Below are 17794 nucleotides of genomic sequence, written 5' to 3'. Positions count from 1 at the left end.
TTAAAAAAGAAAAAGAGGTTATAATGACTCCTCCCTTTAAAGTATTGGCCATGCACGATTTGTGTGGTTATGGCCGTTCCAGCTTATCGGCAGTTAGTACGATTTTACCCAGTTTAAATTGCCAAGTTTGTCCGTTGCCAACGGCTTTACTGGCCCATCACTTTGGTTTTAGCGTGCTGCCATCGGTGCTTAATTTGGGTGATGAGCTAAAAAAGTTTATTCCTTTGTGGCAAGAACTTAACTTAAAGTTTGATGCTTTTTATTCGGGGTACCTTGCCAGCCCCGACCAAGTAGCCATCGCCGAAAGTTATATCGATAGCTTTAAACCCGGTTTTATTTTTGTCGACCCGGTACTGGGAGACAACGGCGCGCTCTATCATGGTTTTGACGATAACCAAGTTTCTGCTATGAAAAAACTTATCGGACGTGCGGCGGCGGCTTCACCTAACTTAACGGAAGCGGCTTTCTTATTGGGCCGTGAAGTAAAACTAGCCGTTACTGAGGAAGAAGCTAAAGAGATGTTGTTGGCCCTGCACAAATTAGGGGTTAAACAAATCGTTTTAACCGGCAGCCATCACGCTGGGGATAACCACATTACCAGTTACGCTTACGATAGCGGTACAGGCCAATTCTTTCGTGTAAGTACTCCTTATATAAATTTTGAGCATTCTTTACATGGCACCGGCGACAGTTTTGCCAGCATCTTAGTGGGCCGTCTTTTACAGGGATTAACTTTTGAAAGGGCCGTTAAACAAGCCGCCAGCTATCTTTATAAATGCGCTAAACTGGCTAAAGAGTATAACCTTGAGCTTTGCCTAGAGCCGGCTTTGCCCAGCTTAATGCAAGGCGACGAAGAATGTGATTTTAAGGTAATTTAACAAACTGCCATAAAAAGGCCGCCAAGCGGCCATTATTAATTATTCACTATTAGTTATTAACTGCTTAGTTTGGCCTATCAAAGACGGTTACTTTATCTTCGCCTTCCACCTCAGTAAGCTCTACCTTAACATATTCGCCATCACCCACCCGCAAATCAAGCCCAACAAACTCCGGTAAAACAGGCAGTTCGCGGCCCGGCCGTTTAATTAAAGTAAGCATACTAATTTTAGCCGGCCGGCCTTTATCAAAAATGGCATCTAAAGCGGCCCGGACGGTACGGCCGGTATAAAAAACATCGTCTACAAGCACCACATGCTTACCGGTTATATCAAAATCTATTTTAAAATCGTTTACCAATGGCGCTTCAGAATTTTTCTTTAAATCATCTCGGTAAAAATTAATATTAAGTATCCCCAGTGGGATTTCGCCATAATTATTACCAACTCTTTTATGCTTAGCTTCGATAAGCTGCTTTAAGCGCAAGGCAATCTTATCGCCCCTGCTTTGAATGCCGATAAAAGCTAAATTGTTGTGCTTGCGAGCTATATGTTGGTAAACATCGATAGCCAAACGCTCGATGATGACATTAACATCATCTTTATCCAAAATTACTTTTTTCACAGATACTCCTCAAATAAAAAACAAATTGTTATATGATAACGTAAAAAGAGTACTCTGTCAATGGTTAAACAGCTATATTTACTAAAGATTATGCGCTTTAGCCGGCTGCAAAGCTAACTCGGCATCACTAAGCCGTAAATAATTGGGGCCGGCGCTATCGGCATCGGCTCCGCACTCTTGATAAATCTCTTGCGCTAAAGGTATTAAAAATTTAGCCTTAGGGCTATTATAATTTTCATCTATCTCATAATTTAAATTTAAAAGCGGAGCCGCCGGGCCGGTGATAATAACATTAGGGTAAGCTTTAAGTTTAATTATTAAATCATCTAAAGTAATATCCATTGGGCCGTAAATTGAATTATTATTAATAAACAATTCGGCATAAAAACGATTTTTACGGCCATCAAATACCACCAGCACTTCTTGATTACGAAGCGAACTTGCATAAGCCGGTAAAGTTGGCACGCTAACAATAGGGATATTTTTAGCCAAAGCCAAGCCTTTAACACTGCTATAACCAACCCGCAAGGCAGTAAAGCTACCCGGCCCGCTGCTGATGGCCAATAAATTAATCTGGTTAATATCCAGCCGAGCCTCATTAAAAAGTAAATCGATGGCCGGCAGAAGCAGCTCGATATGCTTAAAACCCACATTATAACTTAGCTCATAAATTTTATTATTATACAAACAAGCTAGAGAGAGCACCTCACCAGCGGTTTCAATGGCTAAAATGTTCATCTATAGTTACCTTACGGCCGTTATCGCCGGCAATTTCGATAGTTATATTTATACAATGGGTTAATTCATCTTTAATCAGTTCGGGCCACTCGATAAAACTTAGGTGGTTTTTAATCACCTCATCACCGCCAATCATTAAAAACTCCTCAAGGCTGCTTAAGCGGTACAAATCGAGGTGAGCAATTTTAAATTTGCCATCGGTATAAATATTAATGAGGCCATAACTGGGGCTGGTTACCCTTTGTACTCCTAAAGCTTTACAAGCCGCCCGTACAAAGCTGGTTTTACCGGCTCCTAAGCCACCATACAAAGCAACAATTTCGCCGCCATTTAAATTTTTAGCAAAATCAATGGCCAATTCTTCCAGCTGCTCACTGCTTGATAATAGCATTAAAAAAGCGAACCGTCCTCTTTCATAGTAACTATACGGGCACGCAACTGGCGCAGCAGCGGGATAAGCGGGTAATGCACATTCTTTTTAAACTCGATTAACACTTTTTTTTCGCCTAAAGGGTTAATCTCTACCACAAAAAAGATGGGCACTTCGTTGATACCGCCGGCTTGTTCAAAATCGAAGACGGCTATTCCTTCGTATTTTTGCCGGTAATAAACCGCTGTTTCTTCGTATTGAATATCTTTTATTTCTATTAATTTCATTTTTATTTATTCTTTAAGTAAAGCGATAATCGGCAGCAAACGCGGCAAACGTTCACTAATTTCGTACTCGGCTATATCGGCCGCCAAAATATAATCGCGGGCGCTACAGGCTTCGGTAAAAGCCGAGAGCTGCCCCGATAACTCGTTAAGTAACTTAACCAATTCTTCTTTGGCCTTACCTATCGGCATAAAAGATGACAGGCGGATAATTTTTTGAAAAAGCTGCATAAAATTTAACATATCTTGCATAGCTTTAGCATCGTTATTTTGCTGAAACGCCTTAGACAAAGATGTTAAAATATCTTTATGATCACATAAATCTGTTATTGTTTTATTAAGTTCGGTATAAACATCGTTAAGTTCGTTCTCTTTTTCGTTTAGCATATCAATAAATAACTTAACTAGTTTTGAAGCCGCCTCTAGCGGTAAAGAATCCAACTGCAACAACGCCGCATAAAGTTTTTCTTCTACAGCAAAGCCGGCCAGCCAAAAACGTATACTGTAAGCCAATTTAAGCCACATCGGCTGCATTTTGAGCAACGCCGCCTTATTAGCTGCCAACAGCGCCTCTTCGGCGAGTTTAAGGGCGTAAACAGCTTCGTCCAGCTCCAGCATAAGTTCGGCCGTTAAGTTAAGTTCGTTAATTTCGGTCAGTTTAAGCCGCTGCCAATCGGCGGTTTTTAAATCGATAACTCCATCATTTACCTTAATTTGCAGCAAGACATAACCCTCGTCCCGCAGGTAAATAATCAGTTTATCTAAAATATGGCCAAGCTCGGTTTCTTCGGCTTCCAGCTCAAAATTAAGTTGCTCATTGTTTATTTTTAAAATCATTTTTATTTATTTTTAACGCCTATTATTATTGTTATTATTCCACATGTTATCCATTTGCTGCATCGAGCGTTCCATCTGCCGCTCGGCAGCTTCCGCTTGGGCAAAATCACGCTCCCAACGTGCCCGTTGTTGCTCCAGCCGCTCGTTAAAGTTATCAATGGCCCGCTGTTCGGCGGCAATTTGCCGAGTTAAATTATCGGTACGACTGCGGATAATCCCGCCGGTATTAACATAACTATTAATAAGATTGTTCATCTCAAACGCCAAGCCTCTGTCGGGAATGACCGCCCCCTCCGAGTTGCTGGCAAAAAAATCGGCCACATCGTCCCAGCGAGTTTCCAGAGCCGTCCGCAGCTCGCCCATATTCATCTCGAAGTAGCCGCGCCGCTGCGCCTGCAAAGTAAGCTGCCCGGTGTTTAAATTGGTGGCAATACCCAGTTCGCGCATTTGCATACGTGTGTCATCAGTGCCAATGCCAATTTGATGGGCGTTAATCATAATGGTATGCAGGCGATTTTTTAAATTTAAAAACGTTTGGTCGCCTTGAAAAAGCCCCAAATCCTCAAAGGCCAGCTCGCGCTGCTCGGGAGTAAAAAAAGCCAGCTCCTCCACCACCTCGCGGTTGCCGGCACGGTGCGTTACAATGTTAATCTGCGCCATATTTAAATGATACAGCCACAAAAAATCATCAATCGCTTGCAGCGCCCCGTCCACATCGTGCCGCACCGAAACGGTAAAAGCACCGTTACTAGGCTGCCTTACAGTAAAATCTATATCGGGCAGCACATCGGTTATTTCGTTAAATGGCCTAGAGATACGTATACCGTCCATCGTAAATTCGGCATCTTGAGCCCGGCTGGCCGGATTAACCGGGATAAAATCGACATCGCCGGGAATAAAAACATTGATATTTTGCGTCTCTACCTCGTAGGCGGTGTTAGTGTTGGCCAAAATGATATTTTCTAGCCGTCCCTCCAGCTGGCCCAAATCTAATTGAATAGTGGTAAAATCGCTGCTTTCGCTTAAACCGGCCAGCTCAAAAAGCCGCCCGTCAACTTGGGCAAAAATTGTTACCTGCCCGCTGATTTCGGGGATAACCACCCGGTCTACCTCGCCGGGCCGGGCCAAACGCCCTTCGCGCACGGCTTGCGCCTGATTATCCGGCTGGCCGGCGGTGCGCATAAAACCCTCCGGACGCGGCCTAACCCGATAGTCCAGCTCGATAAAAGCGCCCTCGCGCAGCATATTGGGGGCCTCGCCGCTCAGGGCCACATTAACAATCCGCCCCTGCTGTAGCCGCAAATTACGGCTTAAATCGAGGTCACTACCTACGCGCAGGCCGCCGTTGGTATCGCTTACCACTTGGTAGCGGCCCTCTATACGGTCGGTAATTAAGCCAATATCAAAGGCCAGCGGGCGGGCATCGCCCCTAAAATCGAGGATATTGTCGCGGCCTACCAGCTGGCTCTCTAAAAATAAAGTGTTACGGTTTAAGCTGGTACGCAGCACGCTGGCCCGCAGCAAATCGGGCTCGGCGGCATTAATGGCCTGCACAAATTCGTTAATGTTACCGCCGGCAAAACCCACATTTATTTCGGCCTCGCCCACCAAAAAGGTGTAACTACCGGCATTAAAATGATGATTAAGCTCCAGTTCGTTACTATAAAAGCGGTCGGCTTCGGCCCGCTGAAAAACTTCAAATTCTATTTCGGCCGGCGTAGTGTGGCGGCGCACCATCACCGATAGGGCATTTTCGTTGGCATTATTAACAATACGGTCGCCAAAGATACTTTCAAACCCTTGCAAACGGCTTAAGCCGCTGCGTAAGTTAGTTAAATTACGATTAGTTTCAAACCACGCTTGCTGCCGGTGCTGCGAAGTTTCCAGCCGTTGCTCTAAAGGACGGCGGCGCACCAGCTCCTGCTCGTAAAGGGCCTCAATTAACGGGGCAAAGCGGCTGCCTGCCGCACCGGGGATAGGCATTGTGTTGCTCATAGTTTTTCCCTCCGTTATAGTTAAGTTTCGGCAAGTTAGCCCAATTTTTGTTGTTATTTATTATAGCATTTTTCAAAAAAGATTACCATACGCCGGCGGCGCCCCAACAAAGATAAAAAAGATTGTTCACCAAATTTAATCCGGCAAATCAGGCTGGTAGTTAGCCTCAATTTTAAGCATATCTTCTTCGCTGCCGCTGTCGCTCCAGTAGCCATAATGTTTTACCACCGCCATTTGGCCGGCGGCCGCTACCTTTTCGTAAAGACTTTCGTATTTTACCAGCTTTTCGTTTTCTTTATAATTAAGCCGGCCGGCCTCTAATTGGGCCGAAAGCTCGATAATCTCTTTTGTTACATATTTATTAAAAAACGCTAACGGATTGATAATAAAGGAAAAACCCGAGTTCACGTAACACAGCTCTGCGCCGTCCACTAATTGATAAGGATTTAAATGAGCCGCTTGTTTTTCCTTAAAAGACACAGCCAAATTGTTGCTATGGTTAATATCTAGCACACCATAAGCCGCCGAAGCCGCACGCGGCACAGCGCTTACTATATCTATAATACCGGTTTCGCCAATGTGATTGGCGCGAGCGGCCTCTAAGCCGCCGGCTAAAGCTGCGGCTAAATTAATATCCATTAAATTGTCGCCATTAACCATTAGCAAAGGTTTATCGTTTAAATAACCGGCATTATGCATTTTTATTAACGGCGCAACGGTACCGGCCGGCCGCTCTTCAATTAAATAATGCAGCGGCTGCCCGTAATAACTAGCGCCAAATTTGTTACTACAGTAAAGCTGCACCATCGCCGCCAACGCTCCCAGTCCCAAATAAAGAGAGCCGCCGTTAGCCCGTTGAATGGCCAGCTGATAATCCAGCAGCGGCCTGCTTTGGCCATTGATGGTAAGGCCGGCTAAAGCCTTAGGCCCTACCTCGTTATAGTAAACATTAAGCCCGCTATGTACTTTACTGTTAATAATTTTACGACCGTTACTCAAGCGGCTGCCTAAACCGCCAAATAAAATAAGTGTATCCATATTAAACGTAATTTTAAGACAGGCGGCAGGGAATGTCAAGAGCGGGCGGCGGCAAGTTTTAGGTTAATCATAAAGTTACGCTGCCTTAATTTAGGCGAGCGACGCTTTTTACTAAAATTTTAGTTGACAAATAAGACAAAATTGCGTATACTTTAGCTATTAAAAAACCTTGCCCCTATTGGGGAACAGGGGGCAGGAGAAAACCTCTTACGGTTTTTTTTGGTCTCATTAGTAAATTAATTTACTAATGAGGTAAAATGGCTGCTAGCAATTGGTATGTAACCCTGAGTGCTAGCAGCACTCTTTTAATGAAAGTTTTTGTATCTTTCATTTTACTCTCCTCCTTATTAATATTTTATCAATATCTTTAAGGTGTAGAGGTGGTTCCTGTACCATTGGCTTTAAGCCATTTTTAACTACTATAACACGGCCGGTTTACTTTGTCAAACCAATAATTATTTAAAATATCCGCATAACACAAAATAATAACTCTTAAATTAAAAACTTATCTGCATTCATGCATTTTTCTTGCCAAAACCGTTGACACCTTTAAGGCCGTTATGCTACAATACCTCCAACAGCTGTTATGTTTATTTATATTTATTAATGGAGAAGATAAAAATGAAAAAATAGCTTTATTAGCTATGGTTGCTATGTTAGCCGTAAATGCTTACGCTGTAGAAATTGGTATTGGTGGTAAATTGGGCGCCGGTATTGCCATGAACACCGCTAATAGTACCAATGATGGTGATAACGTTAGTAGCGCCAGAGAGCTTGCCTTACCAATGGGCGGCGAACTTTTTGTAAACTTAGGTTTTAGCGAACTTATTGCTTTACAACTTGGTGTAGCTTTAAGTTACAGCATTGGTATTGGTGATATATGGACCAGAACGCCTGACGGCGATGGCTGGAGCGATTGGAACGATGCTGAAGAGCGCGGTGATTTAAGCACCGGTGTGTTTACCGTTGGTTTAGATATTTTAGCCCGCATTAACCTGCCTATCGCTTTCCCGCTTTATGTAGCTATTGGCCCTAACGTAAGTTATGCCCGCGCTAGCTCATCGGATGATGGCGATTCTCAAGGTGGTGTTCACTTTGTAGATATTGCCGGTGTATTAGAAGTTGGTACCGAATTAGCCGTTGGCCCGGGTAACCTTTTAATTGGTTTACGCAGCCGTATCGGCGGCAGCTTTGCTTTAAGCACTTTTGATGCCGATGGCAATACTCTCGATGATATAGGCGGTAGCCGTTTATTACTAGAATTTGCTGCTTTACGTGTAGGTTACAGCATTAACTTAGGTTAATTAACAACCTTAGTATTTTATTAACAGCTTTAAAAGCCCGGCTAATCCGGGCTTTTTTATTAAGTAACTACCGGCCATATATAATTAACGGCTTACCAATCCCCTTCGCCGGCGCCTGCAAAAAAATAACCCCTCATTAAAAAAATATTTGACTTTTTTCACCGCCTATGTTAAAATTACCCTATGCCAGAAATTCATGCTAAACGTATAGACGAACAACATGTTGATACCATCTTAGAAGACGATGTTGCCTTTTGGGGCGAAGCCACCCTCACTAAAAATATGATTTTAAAAGGTAAATTTTACGGCAGTATTAATAGTGATGACGATTTATATATTAACAAAACCGCCGAAGTAGAGGCTAACATTACCAGTTTAGGCTCGGTTTTTGTGCACGGCAAAGTTAAAGGCGATATAGATGCTCTTAAACGGGTAGAACTTATCACCGATTGCACGGTAGATGGGAACATTGTTACCGACCGTTTTGTGATAGAAAGCAACTGCGAGTTTAACGGAGCATGTAAAATGCGCAAAAATGTTTAGAGGTGTAAAAAATTAAGTGCGTTGTCTTTTAATTATTTTTTTATTACTGCCTAATTTTATTTATGCTCAATCCGCTGCCAGCCGCCTTATCCAAGAGGCCACTTTTAACTATCGTTTAGGTAATTACCAAACAACAATTACTCATTCGGAGCAAGCCGATAATTTAATCGACCGCAGTAATATCATTTTACTTACCGATAACTATGTTAATTGGAGTTCGGCCCTGATTGCTTTAGGCCGTTTTAACGAGGCCATTACTATCGGCCGGCGGGCCCAGCAATTTGCTCCCTTCGAGCTGCGTATTATGCAAAATTTAATCGAGGCTTACTTTCAAACCAATAACCATAGCGAGGCCTTACCTCTTATCCAGCAATACATTGCCATCAATCCTACCGGCAACTTGGTGGGCCGCTTTTATTTTTATATGGGCGAAATTTATTTAGGCCAAAGCCTGTTTAACCACGCCGATGTGGCCTTTAGTGTTGCGGTGCACCACACCCCCAATTTGGCCTTGTGGTGGTATCGGTTAGGTTACGCCCGCGAGATGACGCGTAATTTTATCGGCGCTAACCACGCTTACAACGAAGCTTTGCGGCTTAACCCCTCTTTTACTGAGGTAAGACGGCGGCAAGCCGCTATTTTGCCTCAAATTAGATAAAATAGTCATAGCCCTTTGACAAATAAAGTTTTATGGTGTAAATTAAACTATGAGTGCATTAACTTTTTCGATTGAAACACTTGGCTGCAAACTTAATCAATACGAAAGCGAAAGTATTGCCGAAGCCTTTATCAACGCCGGCTTTAATTTGCAAAACGAAGGCAAAACCGATATTGCCATCATTAACAGTTGTGCCGTTACCGGTAAAAGCGAGCAAAAAGGGCGGCGGGCCATTCGGGCACGGCTAGGCAACAGCCGGCTTACCATTGCCGTTGGCTGCGGAGCCACCGTGAGCAAGGCCGAGCTGCAAGCTTTAGGCGATAATTTAATTGTAATAACTAACGAATATAAAAATGTTTTATTACAGTTACCGCAGCAATTAGTTACAGACGATGATATAATGGAAGCAGCTAAAAATTTTATCGATAATTTTAAAAGCCATCAAGAGGGCAATGCTTTTGCCTTTACGCTAGATAAAGCTACTTTGCACACCCGCGCTACCTTAAAAATTCAGGACGGCTGTAGCCGCAGTTGCAGCTATTGCCTTACCCGCCTTGCACGCGGGGCCTCTCAAAGCCTGCCGGCAGATGAAGTTATCGCCCGTTTGCAGCAGCTAGCCGCCGGCGGCGCTTACGAAGTAGTACTCACCGGTGTCAACCTTTCGCTTTACCACGATGATAAAGTGGGCAATCTATGGGATTTACTCGATAAAATTTTTGCCGAAACCGACGGTTTTAGGATAAGATTATCCAGCCTCGAGCCGCAATTTATCTTAAATGCGCCGGCCCAAATACTAACCAATCCGCGCCTGTGCCCGCACTTTCATCTTTCTATCCAAAGCGGCAGCGATGAAGTGCTTAAAAGTATGCAGCGTCCTTATAATAGCCGGCAAATTATCGAGGCCGTTTTCTACCTGCGCCGCTTTAATTCGCACTGCTTTATCGCCTGCGATATTATCGTTGCCTACCCTACCGAAACCAAAGCCGATTTTGCCGCTACCTTAAAATTATTAAAAACCATCAATGTAGCGTATATTCATGCTTTTCCTTTTAGCCCGCGCCTTAACACGGAGGCCTTTAAGCTAAAACCTTTACCGCCGGGCACCGCTCACCAACGTATGGAGGTGCTTAAGCGGCTAACAACACGTTATTTACATTTATATTATAAAGAAAGTGAAGGCTTAACGGTAGCGGCTATCATCGAGGACGACAGCCACGATGGCCTGCGCCGCTGCCGCAGCGAATATTACCACGACTTATGGGTAAAAAATATACCAAGCAATCTGCCGGCCGGCTCGTTGATTAAAGCCGAAATCATTATGGGCGACCGCGGAGCCTTTATAGCGGCTTTACCTCAATTACCAACTAACAGCGGTGATGTTTCTTCTTCCTAATAGGTTACTTACATTGATGGTGTACCCCAAACGAAAAGCAAAAATTTCGCTAAAACCATTAAAAACTAAGGCATTATCATTAAAACCACCCGCCGCAAGACGGCTGCGGCCGGCTAAATTAAATTTGCCGACACTCGTCGGTATTCTTATCCCTACCTCAAAGATGGCGCTAAACCCCCAATCGCTCACGGTAAAGCTGGCCGTTTCGCCGGCTATCAGCTGCTCTACCACCACCCCCCACAAGCTAACATCAACGGTACCTGCTTCTAATCTTACTGTATGACTATGCACTCTAATGTTACCAAAACCTACACCCAGCATCGTATAAAAAGGGCCGGCAATAAATTTAGGCATCAAAGCAAAATGTGATAAATGGGCATCAACATGGCTCTCCCGGCCGTAAATAATTAAAGCGCTGCGACCAAACTCGGCGTGTAAAGCAAACCAATAAGTTAAATGGATTTTAGTAAAAATCTCGAACGAAAAAATTGTGCCGCCGTCTAAATTGGCCCCAATAATAGCTGCCGTATCTAAGGTTTCGCCGCTTTGATGGAAACGTTCGTCATAAACTAACGCTAAACCAATCCCAGCGCCTATTTGAGCCCCCATAGTAAAGCTGATGGCGTGGGCCGTACCGGCTGCTAACAGTAAGATAGTTAGCCATATTTTTTTCATTTTTTTACACCTTTTTGCCCATTTTTTACAAAAATAAAACCATTTATCATTAAGGGCAAGTATAATATCAATTTATAATTTTAATGCGATAATCAGGAGTTAAAGCACTTGACTTAAAGAAAAATTTTTTGTATGCTGGAGCGAATATTAAAGATAAGAAAGGTTAAAATTATGTACGCACTCGTAACCATTAAAGGTAAACAATATAAAGCCGAAAAAGGTAAAAAATTAATAGTAGATTTATACGACGCCGAAGTGGGCGCTAAGCTCGATTTTCCTGCTTTATTAGTAAGCAGCGAAGCCGGCGTTAAAGTAGGCAGCCCCTACGTAGAGGGCGTTAAGGTAAGCGCCACCGTACAAGATAGCTTTAGGGATAAAAAAGTTATGGTGTTTAAATATTTGCGCCGTAAAGGTTACCGCCGTAATCGCGGCCACAGGCAAAGTTACACCACCTTGTTAGTTAATAGTATTGGCTAACTGCATTAGGGCGGCCATCTTTTATGACGGCGGCAGTCCTTATGGTTTTAACATTAGCGGCCATGCCGGTAGCGCTCCCAAAGGGCATAATTTGGCTTGTGCTGCCGTTAGCGTATTGGTACGTACGGTAAGTCGCTATTTAATTAATTTAAATTTAGTAACCCAATATGAGTTATTGGCTAACGAAGTTAAATTGATGGCCCGCAAGGAAAATGATAAGGTGATAACGGCCCTGCAAATTTTAGAGCAAGGTTTAAATGATATTGCTTTGGAGTATCCTAAGTTAATAAAATTGGATAAAGTTGGAGAGTAAAATAAATGGCAACAAAAAAAGGCGGCGGTAGCGCTAAAAATGGGCGCGACGGAAACGCAAAATATTTAGGGGTAAAAATTTACGGCGGACAAGCCATTAAGGTTGGCCAAATTATTATTAGGCAGCGCGGTACTAAAGTGCACGCCGGCGAAGGTGTAGGTGTAGGCAAAGACCACACCCTTTTTGCCTTAACCGATGGCGTCGTTAAATTTCATTTTAACAAAGGTAAACAACGCGCCAGCATAATCACTCATTAAGAAATAAAAATTAAGAATTAAAAGCCTTCTATTTATTAATTCTTAATTATTAATTAATAGAAATGTTTATTGATGAAACCAGATTAGTAGTAACCAGCGGCAGCGGCGGTAACGGGGCTTTAAGCTTTAGGCGCGAAAAATATGTGCAAGAGGGCGGTCCCGATGGCGGTGATGGCGGCAGCGGTGGTCATATTATTTTTGCGGTGCGGCATAACGTTAAAACTTTTGCTCACCTGCAAAACAAACACAAATTTGTAGCTGCTAACGGCCAAAACGGCAGTAAAGCGCGTAAACATGGGGCTAACGCCGCCAATTTAGTCATTATTGTACCGCCCAGTACGCTGGTGCGCGACTATCAAACCAAAACTATCTTATTGGAATTAGGCGATAAAGAGGCCGATTTTGTCTTCTTAAGGGGCGGTCGTGGCGGGCTGGGCAACAGCCACTTTAAAAGCAGCACCAATCGCTCACCCAGTAAAACTACCAAAGGTAAAGCCGGCCTTACCCGCGAAATTTTATTAGAGATGTCGCTTATCGCCGATATTGGCCTTGTGGGTTTTCCTAACGCCGGCAAAAGCAGCTTGTTAAAGTATCTTACCAACGCTAACCCTAAGGTGGCCGCCTACCCTTTTACCACACGTACGCCGCATTTAGGCGTGTTAAATTTAGCCGATGACGAGTTGGTTTTAGCCGATATTCCCGGTATTATCGAGGGCGCCAGTGCCGGACAGGGTTTAGGCCTGCGATTTTTAAAGCACCTTAGCCGTACTAAAGCTTTAGCTTTTTGCCTAGACATGCAAAATTACCAACAAGATAGTTACTCTTTATTACTAAGTGAACTTAACAGTTATAACCAACAATTTTTAACTAAAAAACGTTTATTAATTGCCACCAAAATGGATTGCCCCGAAGCCGAAGATAATTTAAATAAATTTAAAACAACTTACCCAAACGAAGAGGTGGTTGCTGTTTCGGTACAAAACGGCTATAATGTGGCTAATCTTAAAGCAGCTTTAGCTAAACTTGGTAAGGATTAATTATTAATGAATATTCATCTATTTGAAGATAACGAACAATTAACTACTTTACGCTCCGTCAATTTACCGGTGGCTAAAAGCGAAGATTTAACGGCTACTTTGGCCGCTATGTTTAAAGTAATGAAGGAGTTAAAAGGGATTGGGCTGGCCGCTCCGCAAATTGGCCTTAACAAACGGTTTTTTATTGCCGAAATAGAGGAAGGCAAACCGTTAATCTTTATCAATCCCGAAATTATCTCTACCAGTATCGAGATGGCTACCCACGAAGAAGGCTGCTTAAGTTTGCCTGCCCTTTACGAAAAAATAAGCCGCCCGGCTTACATAAAAATACAAGCGCAAAATGAACGCGGCCGTAACTTTAGCCTCGAGGCCGATGGGCTTTTGGCCGTTTGTTTGCAGCACGAATACGACCATATTAACGGTAAGTTATTTATAGATTATCTTGATGAAAAAAAGTTGGCGGCAACTTTAAAAAAATACGCTAAACTTGTGCAAAAAAGGAAAATTTAATGCGTATAGTTTTTGCCGGCACGCCCGAAATTGCCGTGCCCACTCTGCAAAGTTTAGCCCAGCATTTTAATGTGGTTGCTGTGCTTTGTAACCCCGATGCATTGGTTGGCCGCAAACGCGTGCTCACCCCGCCGGCCGTTAAAGTAGCGGCCGAACAACTGAACCTACCGGTTTTGCAGCCGGCCAAACTTGACGCTAACTTGGAAGAACAAATTAAAACCTTAAATGCCGATTTTTTTATTTGTTTTGCTTACGGCAAAATATTTAAAGAAAGTTTTTTAAATATTTTTAAATTTGCCCTTAATGTACACCCCAGTTTGCTGCCAAAATATCGTGGCCCTACACCTATCCCGGCCGCTATCTTACATGGTGATAACGAAACCGGTATAACTATTCAAAAACTAGGCCTTAAAATTGACAGTGGCGATATTATTGTACAGCAAAAATTTGCTTTAACCGGTAACGAAACCACTTTATCTTTAAGCGAGCAAGTAAGCCGGCTGGCCCCGCCTTTGGTAACAGAAGCCATCGGGGCGTTAAGTAAAAATCCGGCGGCCGGTACGGCTCAGGCTGCCGACGCGGCCAGTTATTGTTTTATGCTTAAAAAAGAAGACGGTCTTGTCCTCTTTAAAAAAGAGACGGCCCGGCAGATAGAACGTAAGCTGCGCGCTTTTAACCCTCAACCGCCGTTATATACTAACTATAAAGGTAAAGAACTTTATTTTTATGAAATACGGGTTGATGACCGTAACCTTACTGAAACTGGCCGGATAGCTTATTGTAATAAAAAAGATGGACTGGGGATACAGACAAAAGCGGGCATAGTTGCTATACTAAAGTTACAATTAGCCGGTAAAAAACCGCTGGAGATAGCCGCTTTTTTAAACGGCGAAAGTGATATTGCTAATGCCAATTTTTTGTAGGAGTTTAAAATGTTAAATTTTTTTAAAAAACCTCATCAAGATGTACAGGCGCAAATTGCCGCTAATAAAGGGCTGGCCTTTAAATATATTGTACTGGCTGCCTTCGGCAGTATGGTTATTATGCTGATGACGGCGGCGATTATCTCTTTTGCCCGTATACAACCGCTTGACGACACCATTGTACCTAGTGTGGTGGGCCTTTCGCTGACGGAAGCGATGCTGGTGCTGCAAGAGCACAACCTAACGGCGGCCATCGAGACGCGTTTTTCGGAAAACCTTTACGATGAAGGGCTTATTTTATCGCAAAGCCCGCAAAGCGGTATCCACGTAAAAGTTGGCCGTAATATCACTTTAATTGTTAATCGCGGTAACGTTGTTAATATTGTTGAAGATTTTACCGGCTTTACCCTTAACGAAGTGCGCAGCCGTATTAATATTGCCTATGCCGGCGGCCAGCTGCAAATTGAAGAACCTATCGTTTATGTGATTAGCGACCGGCCGGTGGGTACGGTAGTTGGCCAAAGCCCGTCGCCCGATACACAATTAACCGGCCCAACCAGCTTGCGTCTGAGTGTAAGCCGCGGCAACATTTTACCTAGCCAAAACATTGCCAGCTATATCGGCCTTACTTATGTCCAAACTTTGGCTTTACTGGCCGAAGCCGGTATCCCTTTTAACTTTGTTTCTTCGGGTAACCACGACAATAACGCCACCGTTGTCAGCCAAAGCCCGGCCAGCGGCGGGGCCTTAAGTTACGGGCAAGTACTTACTTTAGTGATTAACGAGCCTAACAATGTGGGCAACCGCATTTTTGGTTTTGTAGAATTTACCCTGCCCGATTCACCTTTACCGCTGCCCATACGCATTATCGAGCACCACCCCAACTTAGGCGACCTCGAACTGTTTAGCGGCGAACTGCCCGGTGCCACTATCCGCTTGCCTTATTTAGCCACGCCGGGCAGCCAAATTATTGCCTTTAGCGGGACAACCCCGCTGGCCAGCCATGCGGTGGATTAAAGCGAGGGATTGTTTAAATTTTTGCTTGCTCATAACTTAAAATTAAGCTATAATTAAGTTATGAGCGAAATATTAACCCCCCAATATTATACCGTAGAAGATTATTACAATTTGCCGGAAGATACCCCAAGATGTGAACTTGATGAAGGGATTTTACTGATGTCGCCGGCCCCGAGTACTAAACATCAGAATATTTACAGCAAGTTTTATTTACAACTTGCTAACTATTTTGAAGATAAACCGTGCCAAGTTTTTCAAGATATAGATGTGCAGCTTTTTAAAGATGAAGACACTATTTACCGCCCCGATATTTTAGTGGTATGCGACCACGACAAAATTGGCCGGCAAAAAGTACTGGGTGCGCCCGATTTTGTCATCGAAATAGCTTCGCCCGGTACAATGAACCGCTATTTTGGCCAAAAACGTTTAGCCTACGAACGAGCCGGCGTTAAAGAATATTGGGTTATTAAAAGCCTTTATCTTATCTATGTTTACTTACTAAACGATGATGGGCTTTTTAGAGAAACTATTTACAAAAACCAACCCACCCTCAAAGTCCACAGTTTTGAGGGCCTTGTTATAGATTTAGAACGCATTCAAAAAGCCGTTGATAAATTTAAACCAAAGTTTTAGTCAGTTTTTGCCGGTTGCTTATAATCAAGTTAGATTAGCATATTAATTTAAATTTTTACTTGCCCATAACTCAAAATTAAGCTATAATTAAGTTATGAGCGAAATATTAAACCCCCAATATTATACCGTAGAAGATTATTACAATTTGCCGGAAAGTATCCTAAGATGTGAGCTTGATGAAGGGATTTTATTGATGTCGCCTTCTCCCAGCGGTATGCATCAGCAAATATATGGCAGCCTTTACCGGCAGCTTGCCGGTTATTTTGATGACAAAAATTGTCTTGTCTTCCAAGACTTTGATGTTTTGCTCTTTGAAAATGAAAGCATCATTTACCGGCCCGATTTATTAGTGTTATGTGACTTAAGTAAATATTCTGAACAATGTATCGTAGGCGCACCCGATTTTATCATCGAAGTGGGTTCGCCGGGCACTATTAAAAACGATTTTGGCAAGAAACGCCTCAACTACGAACGAGCCGGTGTAAAAGAATATTGGGTGGTGCGCAACCCCTATTTAGTGCATGTTTATTTGCTTAATGATGAAGGTTATTATACCGAAACCGTTCACCGTAACCAAACTATGGTTAAAGCCACCATCTTTCATAATCTAACTTTAGATTTTACTAAATTACAACGATTAGTCTTAAGTTTATAAAATAACTATCAATAATTAACAACCCTCGCTTAATGAACGAGGGCTTCTCTTATTTTTACGGCAACCCTTATGGTTTTTATCTCTTTTAATTTGTTATCTACTACTCATCGCTGTTTACGCTTAAAGTAATCCCCTCTTCTTCTACCACCGCTTTTTTACGGCTTTTGGGTGCTTTAACGGGAGCTTCTTCCTCTGCGGCGGCTTTTTTGGCCGGCTCTTCACTTACTTGACCGGGGAACATCAGCTTTTTAACCTCGCGGCTCACAGTGGCCCAAATATCGGGGTTAGCCTCTAAAAAAGCTTTGGCCACTTCGCGCCCCTGCCCAATTTTTTCTTCGCCGTAACTAAACCAGCTGCCGGCTTTGGTAATAATGTTATATTTAACCGCGGCGTCTAACAAACTGGCGCTAGCCGATACCCCTTTGCCGTACGCCAGCTCCAGCTCCACGCGTTTAAAGGGCGGAGCCACTTTATTTTTAACAATTTTAACATTCATCTTACTGCCTTGTATTTCATCGGCGCTTTTCATAATGGTTTCACCCTTACGCACCTCGATACGCATAGTGGCGTAAAACTTAAGGGCATTACCGCCGGTGGTGGTTTCGGGGTTGCCGTAGGTTACGCCAATTTTCATACG

Annotated in this window: 23 protein-coding genes; 14 read left to right on the top strand and 9 right to left on the bottom strand. The window is 43.2% G+C overall.

Annotation, left to right across the window (positions count from 1 at the left end; translation table 11 throughout):
• The first annotated feature begins 23 nt into the window (after nt 1-23).
• Nucleotides 24-878: a pyridoxamine kinase gene (locus FWE37_01780; protein MCL2519722.1), complete on the top strand. Its 855-nt coding sequence runs from the start codon at nt 24-26 to the stop codon at nt 876-878.
• Between the two features lie 64 nt (nt 879-942).
• Here the strand turns inward: FWE37_01780 and pyrR are convergent, their stop codons facing one another.
• From pyrR to FWE37_01745, 7 genes are all read right to left on the bottom strand, one after another.
• Entirely contained in the window at nt 943-1500 is a 558-nt protein-coding gene (pyrR, locus tag FWE37_01775; protein MCL2519721.1) for a bifunctional pyr operon transcriptional regulator/uracil phosphoribosyltransferase PyrR, read from the bottom strand.
• A gap of 81 nt (nt 1501-1581) precedes the next feature.
• Nucleotides 1582-2238 (bottom strand): tRNA (adenosine(37)-N6)-threonylcarbamoyltransferase complex dimerization subunit type 1 TsaB, encoded by a 657-nt coding sequence (tsaB, locus tag FWE37_01770; GenBank protein ID MCL2519720.1) that lies wholly within the window; start codon nt 2236-2238, stop codon nt 1582-1584.
• The gene (tsaE, locus tag FWE37_01765) at nt 2219-2629 is read right to left on the bottom strand and encodes a tRNA (adenosine(37)-N6)-threonylcarbamoyltransferase complex ATPase subunit type 1 TsaE (GenBank protein ID MCL2519719.1); all 411 of its coding nucleotides are present in this window, start codon (nt 2627-2629) and stop codon (nt 2219-2221) included. The genes tsaB and tsaE overlap by 20 nt, the downstream gene beginning before the upstream one ends.
• The gene (locus FWE37_01760) at nt 2629-2895 is read right to left on the bottom strand and encodes a hypothetical protein (protein ID MCL2519718.1); all 267 of its coding nucleotides are present in this window, start codon (nt 2893-2895) and stop codon (nt 2629-2631) included. Before FWE37_01760 ends, tsaE begins: the two co-directional genes overlap by 1 nt.
• Nucleotides 2896-2901: 6 nt before the next feature.
• A complete protein-coding gene (locus FWE37_01755) occupies nt 2902-3729 on the bottom strand; it encodes a hypothetical protein (GenBank protein MCL2519717.1) in 828 nt (275 codons plus the stop codon).
• Nucleotides 3730-3741: 12 nt separating this feature from the next.
• Complete coding sequence (fliD, locus tag FWE37_01750) at nt 3742-5724, bottom strand: flagellar filament capping protein FliD (protein ID MCL2519716.1); 1983 nt, start codon at nt 5722-5724, stop codon at nt 3742-3744.
• 135 nt (nt 5725-5859) lie between these two features.
• Nucleotides 5860-6762, bottom strand: a complete 903-nt coding sequence (locus FWE37_01745; GenBank protein MCL2519715.1) for a sugar phosphate nucleotidyltransferase — start codon at nt 6760-6762, stop codon at nt 5860-5862.
• A gap of 560 nt (nt 6763-7322) precedes the next feature.
• Between FWE37_01745 and FWE37_01740 the strand changes: the two genes are divergently transcribed.
• The 4 genes from FWE37_01740 to mtaB all read left to right on the top strand — a co-directional run bounded on the left by FWE37_01740 (nt 7323) and on the right by mtaB (nt 10660).
• On the top strand, nt 7323-8066 hold the full coding sequence (locus FWE37_01740; GenBank protein MCL2519714.1) for a porin family protein: 744 nt from the start codon (nt 7323-7325) through the stop codon (nt 8064-8066).
• Between the two features lie 183 nt (nt 8067-8249).
• On the top strand, nt 8250-8609 hold the full coding sequence (locus tag FWE37_01735; protein MCL2519713.1) for a polymer-forming cytoskeletal protein: 360 nt from the start codon (nt 8250-8252) through the stop codon (nt 8607-8609).
• 16 nt (nt 8610-8625) lie between these two features.
• On the top strand, nt 8626-9267 hold the full coding sequence (locus tag FWE37_01730; protein MCL2519712.1) for a tetratricopeptide repeat protein: 642 nt from the start codon (nt 8626-8628) through the stop codon (nt 9265-9267).
• Nucleotides 9268-9316: 49 nt separating this feature from the next.
• Nucleotides 9317-10660, top strand: a complete 1344-nt coding sequence (mtaB, locus tag FWE37_01725) for a tRNA (N(6)-L-threonylcarbamoyladenosine(37)-C(2))-methylthiotransferase MtaB (GenBank protein ID MCL2519711.1) — start codon at nt 9317-9319, stop codon at nt 10658-10660.
• Here mtaB and FWE37_01720 read toward each other — a convergent pair.
• Nucleotides 10625-11335: a hypothetical protein gene (locus FWE37_01720; protein ID MCL2519710.1), complete on the bottom strand. Its 711-nt coding sequence runs from the start codon at nt 11333-11335 to the stop codon at nt 10625-10627. The two genes, mtaB and FWE37_01720, sit on opposite strands and share 36 nt — an antisense overlap.
• 171 nt (nt 11336-11506) lie before the next feature.
• Between FWE37_01720 and rplU the strand changes: the two genes are divergently transcribed.
• The 9 genes from rplU to FWE37_01675 all read left to right on the top strand — a co-directional run bounded on the left by rplU (nt 11507) and on the right by FWE37_01675 (nt 17157).
• Nucleotides 11507-11812 carry a 50S ribosomal protein L21 gene (gene rplU, locus FWE37_01715; GenBank protein MCL2519709.1) on the top strand — a complete coding sequence of 102 codons (306 nt, stop codon included), beginning with the start codon at nt 11507-11509 and terminating at the stop codon, nt 11810-11812.
• On the top strand, nt 11805-12125 hold the full coding sequence (locus tag FWE37_01710; GenBank protein ID MCL2519708.1) for a ribosomal-processing cysteine protease Prp: 321 nt from the start codon (nt 11805-11807) through the stop codon (nt 12123-12125). The genes rplU and FWE37_01710 overlap by 8 nt, the downstream gene beginning before the upstream one ends.
• 5 nt (nt 12126-12130) lie before the next feature.
• Complete coding sequence (gene rpmA / locus FWE37_01705; GenBank protein MCL2519707.1) at nt 12131-12382, top strand: 50S ribosomal protein L27; 252 nt, start codon at nt 12131-12133, stop codon at nt 12380-12382.
• Nucleotides 12383-12444: 62 nt separating this feature from the next.
• Nucleotides 12445-13419, top strand: a complete 975-nt coding sequence (obgE, locus tag FWE37_01700) for a GTPase ObgE (GenBank protein ID MCL2519706.1) — start codon at nt 12445-12447, stop codon at nt 13417-13419.
• Nucleotides 13420-13425: 6 nt separating this feature from the next.
• Nucleotides 13426-13929: a peptide deformylase gene (def, locus tag FWE37_01695; GenBank protein MCL2519705.1), complete on the top strand. Its 504-nt coding sequence runs from the start codon at nt 13426-13428 to the stop codon at nt 13927-13929.
• A complete protein-coding gene (gene fmt, locus FWE37_01690; protein MCL2519704.1) occupies nt 13929-14852 on the top strand; it encodes a methionyl-tRNA formyltransferase in 924 nt (307 codons plus the stop codon). The genes def and fmt overlap by 1 nt, the downstream gene beginning before the upstream one ends.
• 9 nt (nt 14853-14861) lie before the next feature.
• Nucleotides 14862-15869: a PASTA domain-containing protein gene (locus FWE37_01685; protein MCL2519703.1), complete on the top strand. Its 1008-nt coding sequence runs from the start codon at nt 14862-14864 to the stop codon at nt 15867-15869.
• A 60-nt stretch (nt 15870-15929) separates the two neighbouring features.
• Nucleotides 15930-16502, top strand: coding sequence for a Uma2 family endonuclease (locus tag FWE37_01680; protein MCL2519702.1), 573 nt, complete (start codon nt 15930-15932; stop codon nt 16500-16502).
• Nucleotides 16503-16596: 94 nt separating this feature from the next.
• Nucleotides 16597-17157, top strand: a complete 561-nt coding sequence (locus tag FWE37_01675) for a Uma2 family endonuclease (protein MCL2519701.1) — start codon at nt 16597-16599, stop codon at nt 17155-17157.
• 100 nt (nt 17158-17257) lie between these two features.
• Here the strand turns inward: FWE37_01675 and FWE37_01670 are convergent.
• The coding region (locus tag FWE37_01670) for a DNA recombination/repair protein RecA (GenBank protein MCL2519700.1) at nt 17258-17794 on the bottom strand (537 nt) is incomplete at its 5' end.

It is taken from the genome of Spirochaetaceae bacterium, from assembly GCA_009784515.1.
Taxonomy (GTDB): Bacteria; Spirochaetota; Spirochaetia; order WRBN01; family WRBN01; genus WRBN01.
This window is presented reverse-complemented; position numbering and strand designations above follow the sequence as displayed.

Coding starts and splice junctions, on each gene's coding strand:
- FWE37_01780 (MCL2519722.1), top strand. CDS start 24: ATGACTCCTCCCTTTAAAGTATTGGCCATGCACGATTTGTGTGGTTAT.
- tsaB (MCL2519720.1), bottom strand. CDS start 2,238: ATGAACATTTTAGCCATTGAAACCGCTGGTGAGGTGCTCTCTCTAGCT.
- tsaE (MCL2519719.1), bottom strand. CDS start 2,629: ATGCTATTATCAAGCAGTGAGCAGCTGGAAGAATTGGCCATTGATTTT.
- FWE37_01760 (MCL2519718.1), bottom strand. CDS start 2,895: ATGAAATTAATAGAAATAAAAGATATTCAATACGAAGAAACAGCGGTT.
- FWE37_01755 (MCL2519717.1), bottom strand. CDS start 3,729: ATGATTTTAAAAATAAACAATGAGCAACTTAATTTTGAGCTGGAAGCC.
- fliD (MCL2519716.1), bottom strand. CDS start 5,724: ATGAGCAACACAATGCCTATCCCCGGTGCGGCAGGCAGCCGCTTTGCC.
- FWE37_01745 (MCL2519715.1), bottom strand. CDS start 6,762: ATGGATACACTTATTTTATTTGGCGGTTTAGGCAGCCGCTTGAGTAAC.
- FWE37_01740 (MCL2519714.1), top strand. CDS start 7,323: ATGCTACAATACCTCCAACAGCTGTTATGTTTATTTATATTTATTAAT.
- FWE37_01735 (MCL2519713.1), top strand. CDS start 8,250: ATGCCAGAAATTCATGCTAAACGTATAGACGAACAACATGTTGATACC.
- mtaB (MCL2519711.1), top strand. CDS start 9,317: ATGAGTGCATTAACTTTTTCGATTGAAACACTTGGCTGCAAACTTAAT.
- FWE37_01720 (MCL2519710.1), bottom strand. CDS start 11,335: ATGAAAAAAATATGGCTAACTATCTTACTGTTAGCAGCCGGTACGGCC.
- rplU (MCL2519709.1), top strand. CDS start 11,507: ATGTACGCACTCGTAACCATTAAAGGTAAACAATATAAAGCCGAAAAA.
- rpmA (MCL2519707.1), top strand. CDS start 12,131: ATGGCAACAAAAAAAGGCGGCGGTAGCGCTAAAAATGGGCGCGACGGA.
- obgE (MCL2519706.1), top strand. CDS start 12,445: ATGTTTATTGATGAAACCAGATTAGTAGTAACCAGCGGCAGCGGCGGT.
- def (MCL2519705.1), top strand. CDS start 13,426: ATGAATATTCATCTATTTGAAGATAACGAACAATTAACTACTTTACGC.
- fmt (MCL2519704.1), top strand. CDS start 13,929: ATGCGTATAGTTTTTGCCGGCACGCCCGAAATTGCCGTGCCCACTCTG.
- FWE37_01685 (MCL2519703.1), top strand. CDS start 14,862: ATGTTAAATTTTTTTAAAAAACCTCATCAAGATGTACAGGCGCAAATT.
- FWE37_01680 (MCL2519702.1), top strand. CDS start 15,930: ATGAGCGAAATATTAACCCCCCAATATTATACCGTAGAAGATTATTAC.
- FWE37_01675 (MCL2519701.1), top strand. CDS start 16,597: ATGAGCGAAATATTAAACCCCCAATATTATACCGTAGAAGATTATTAC.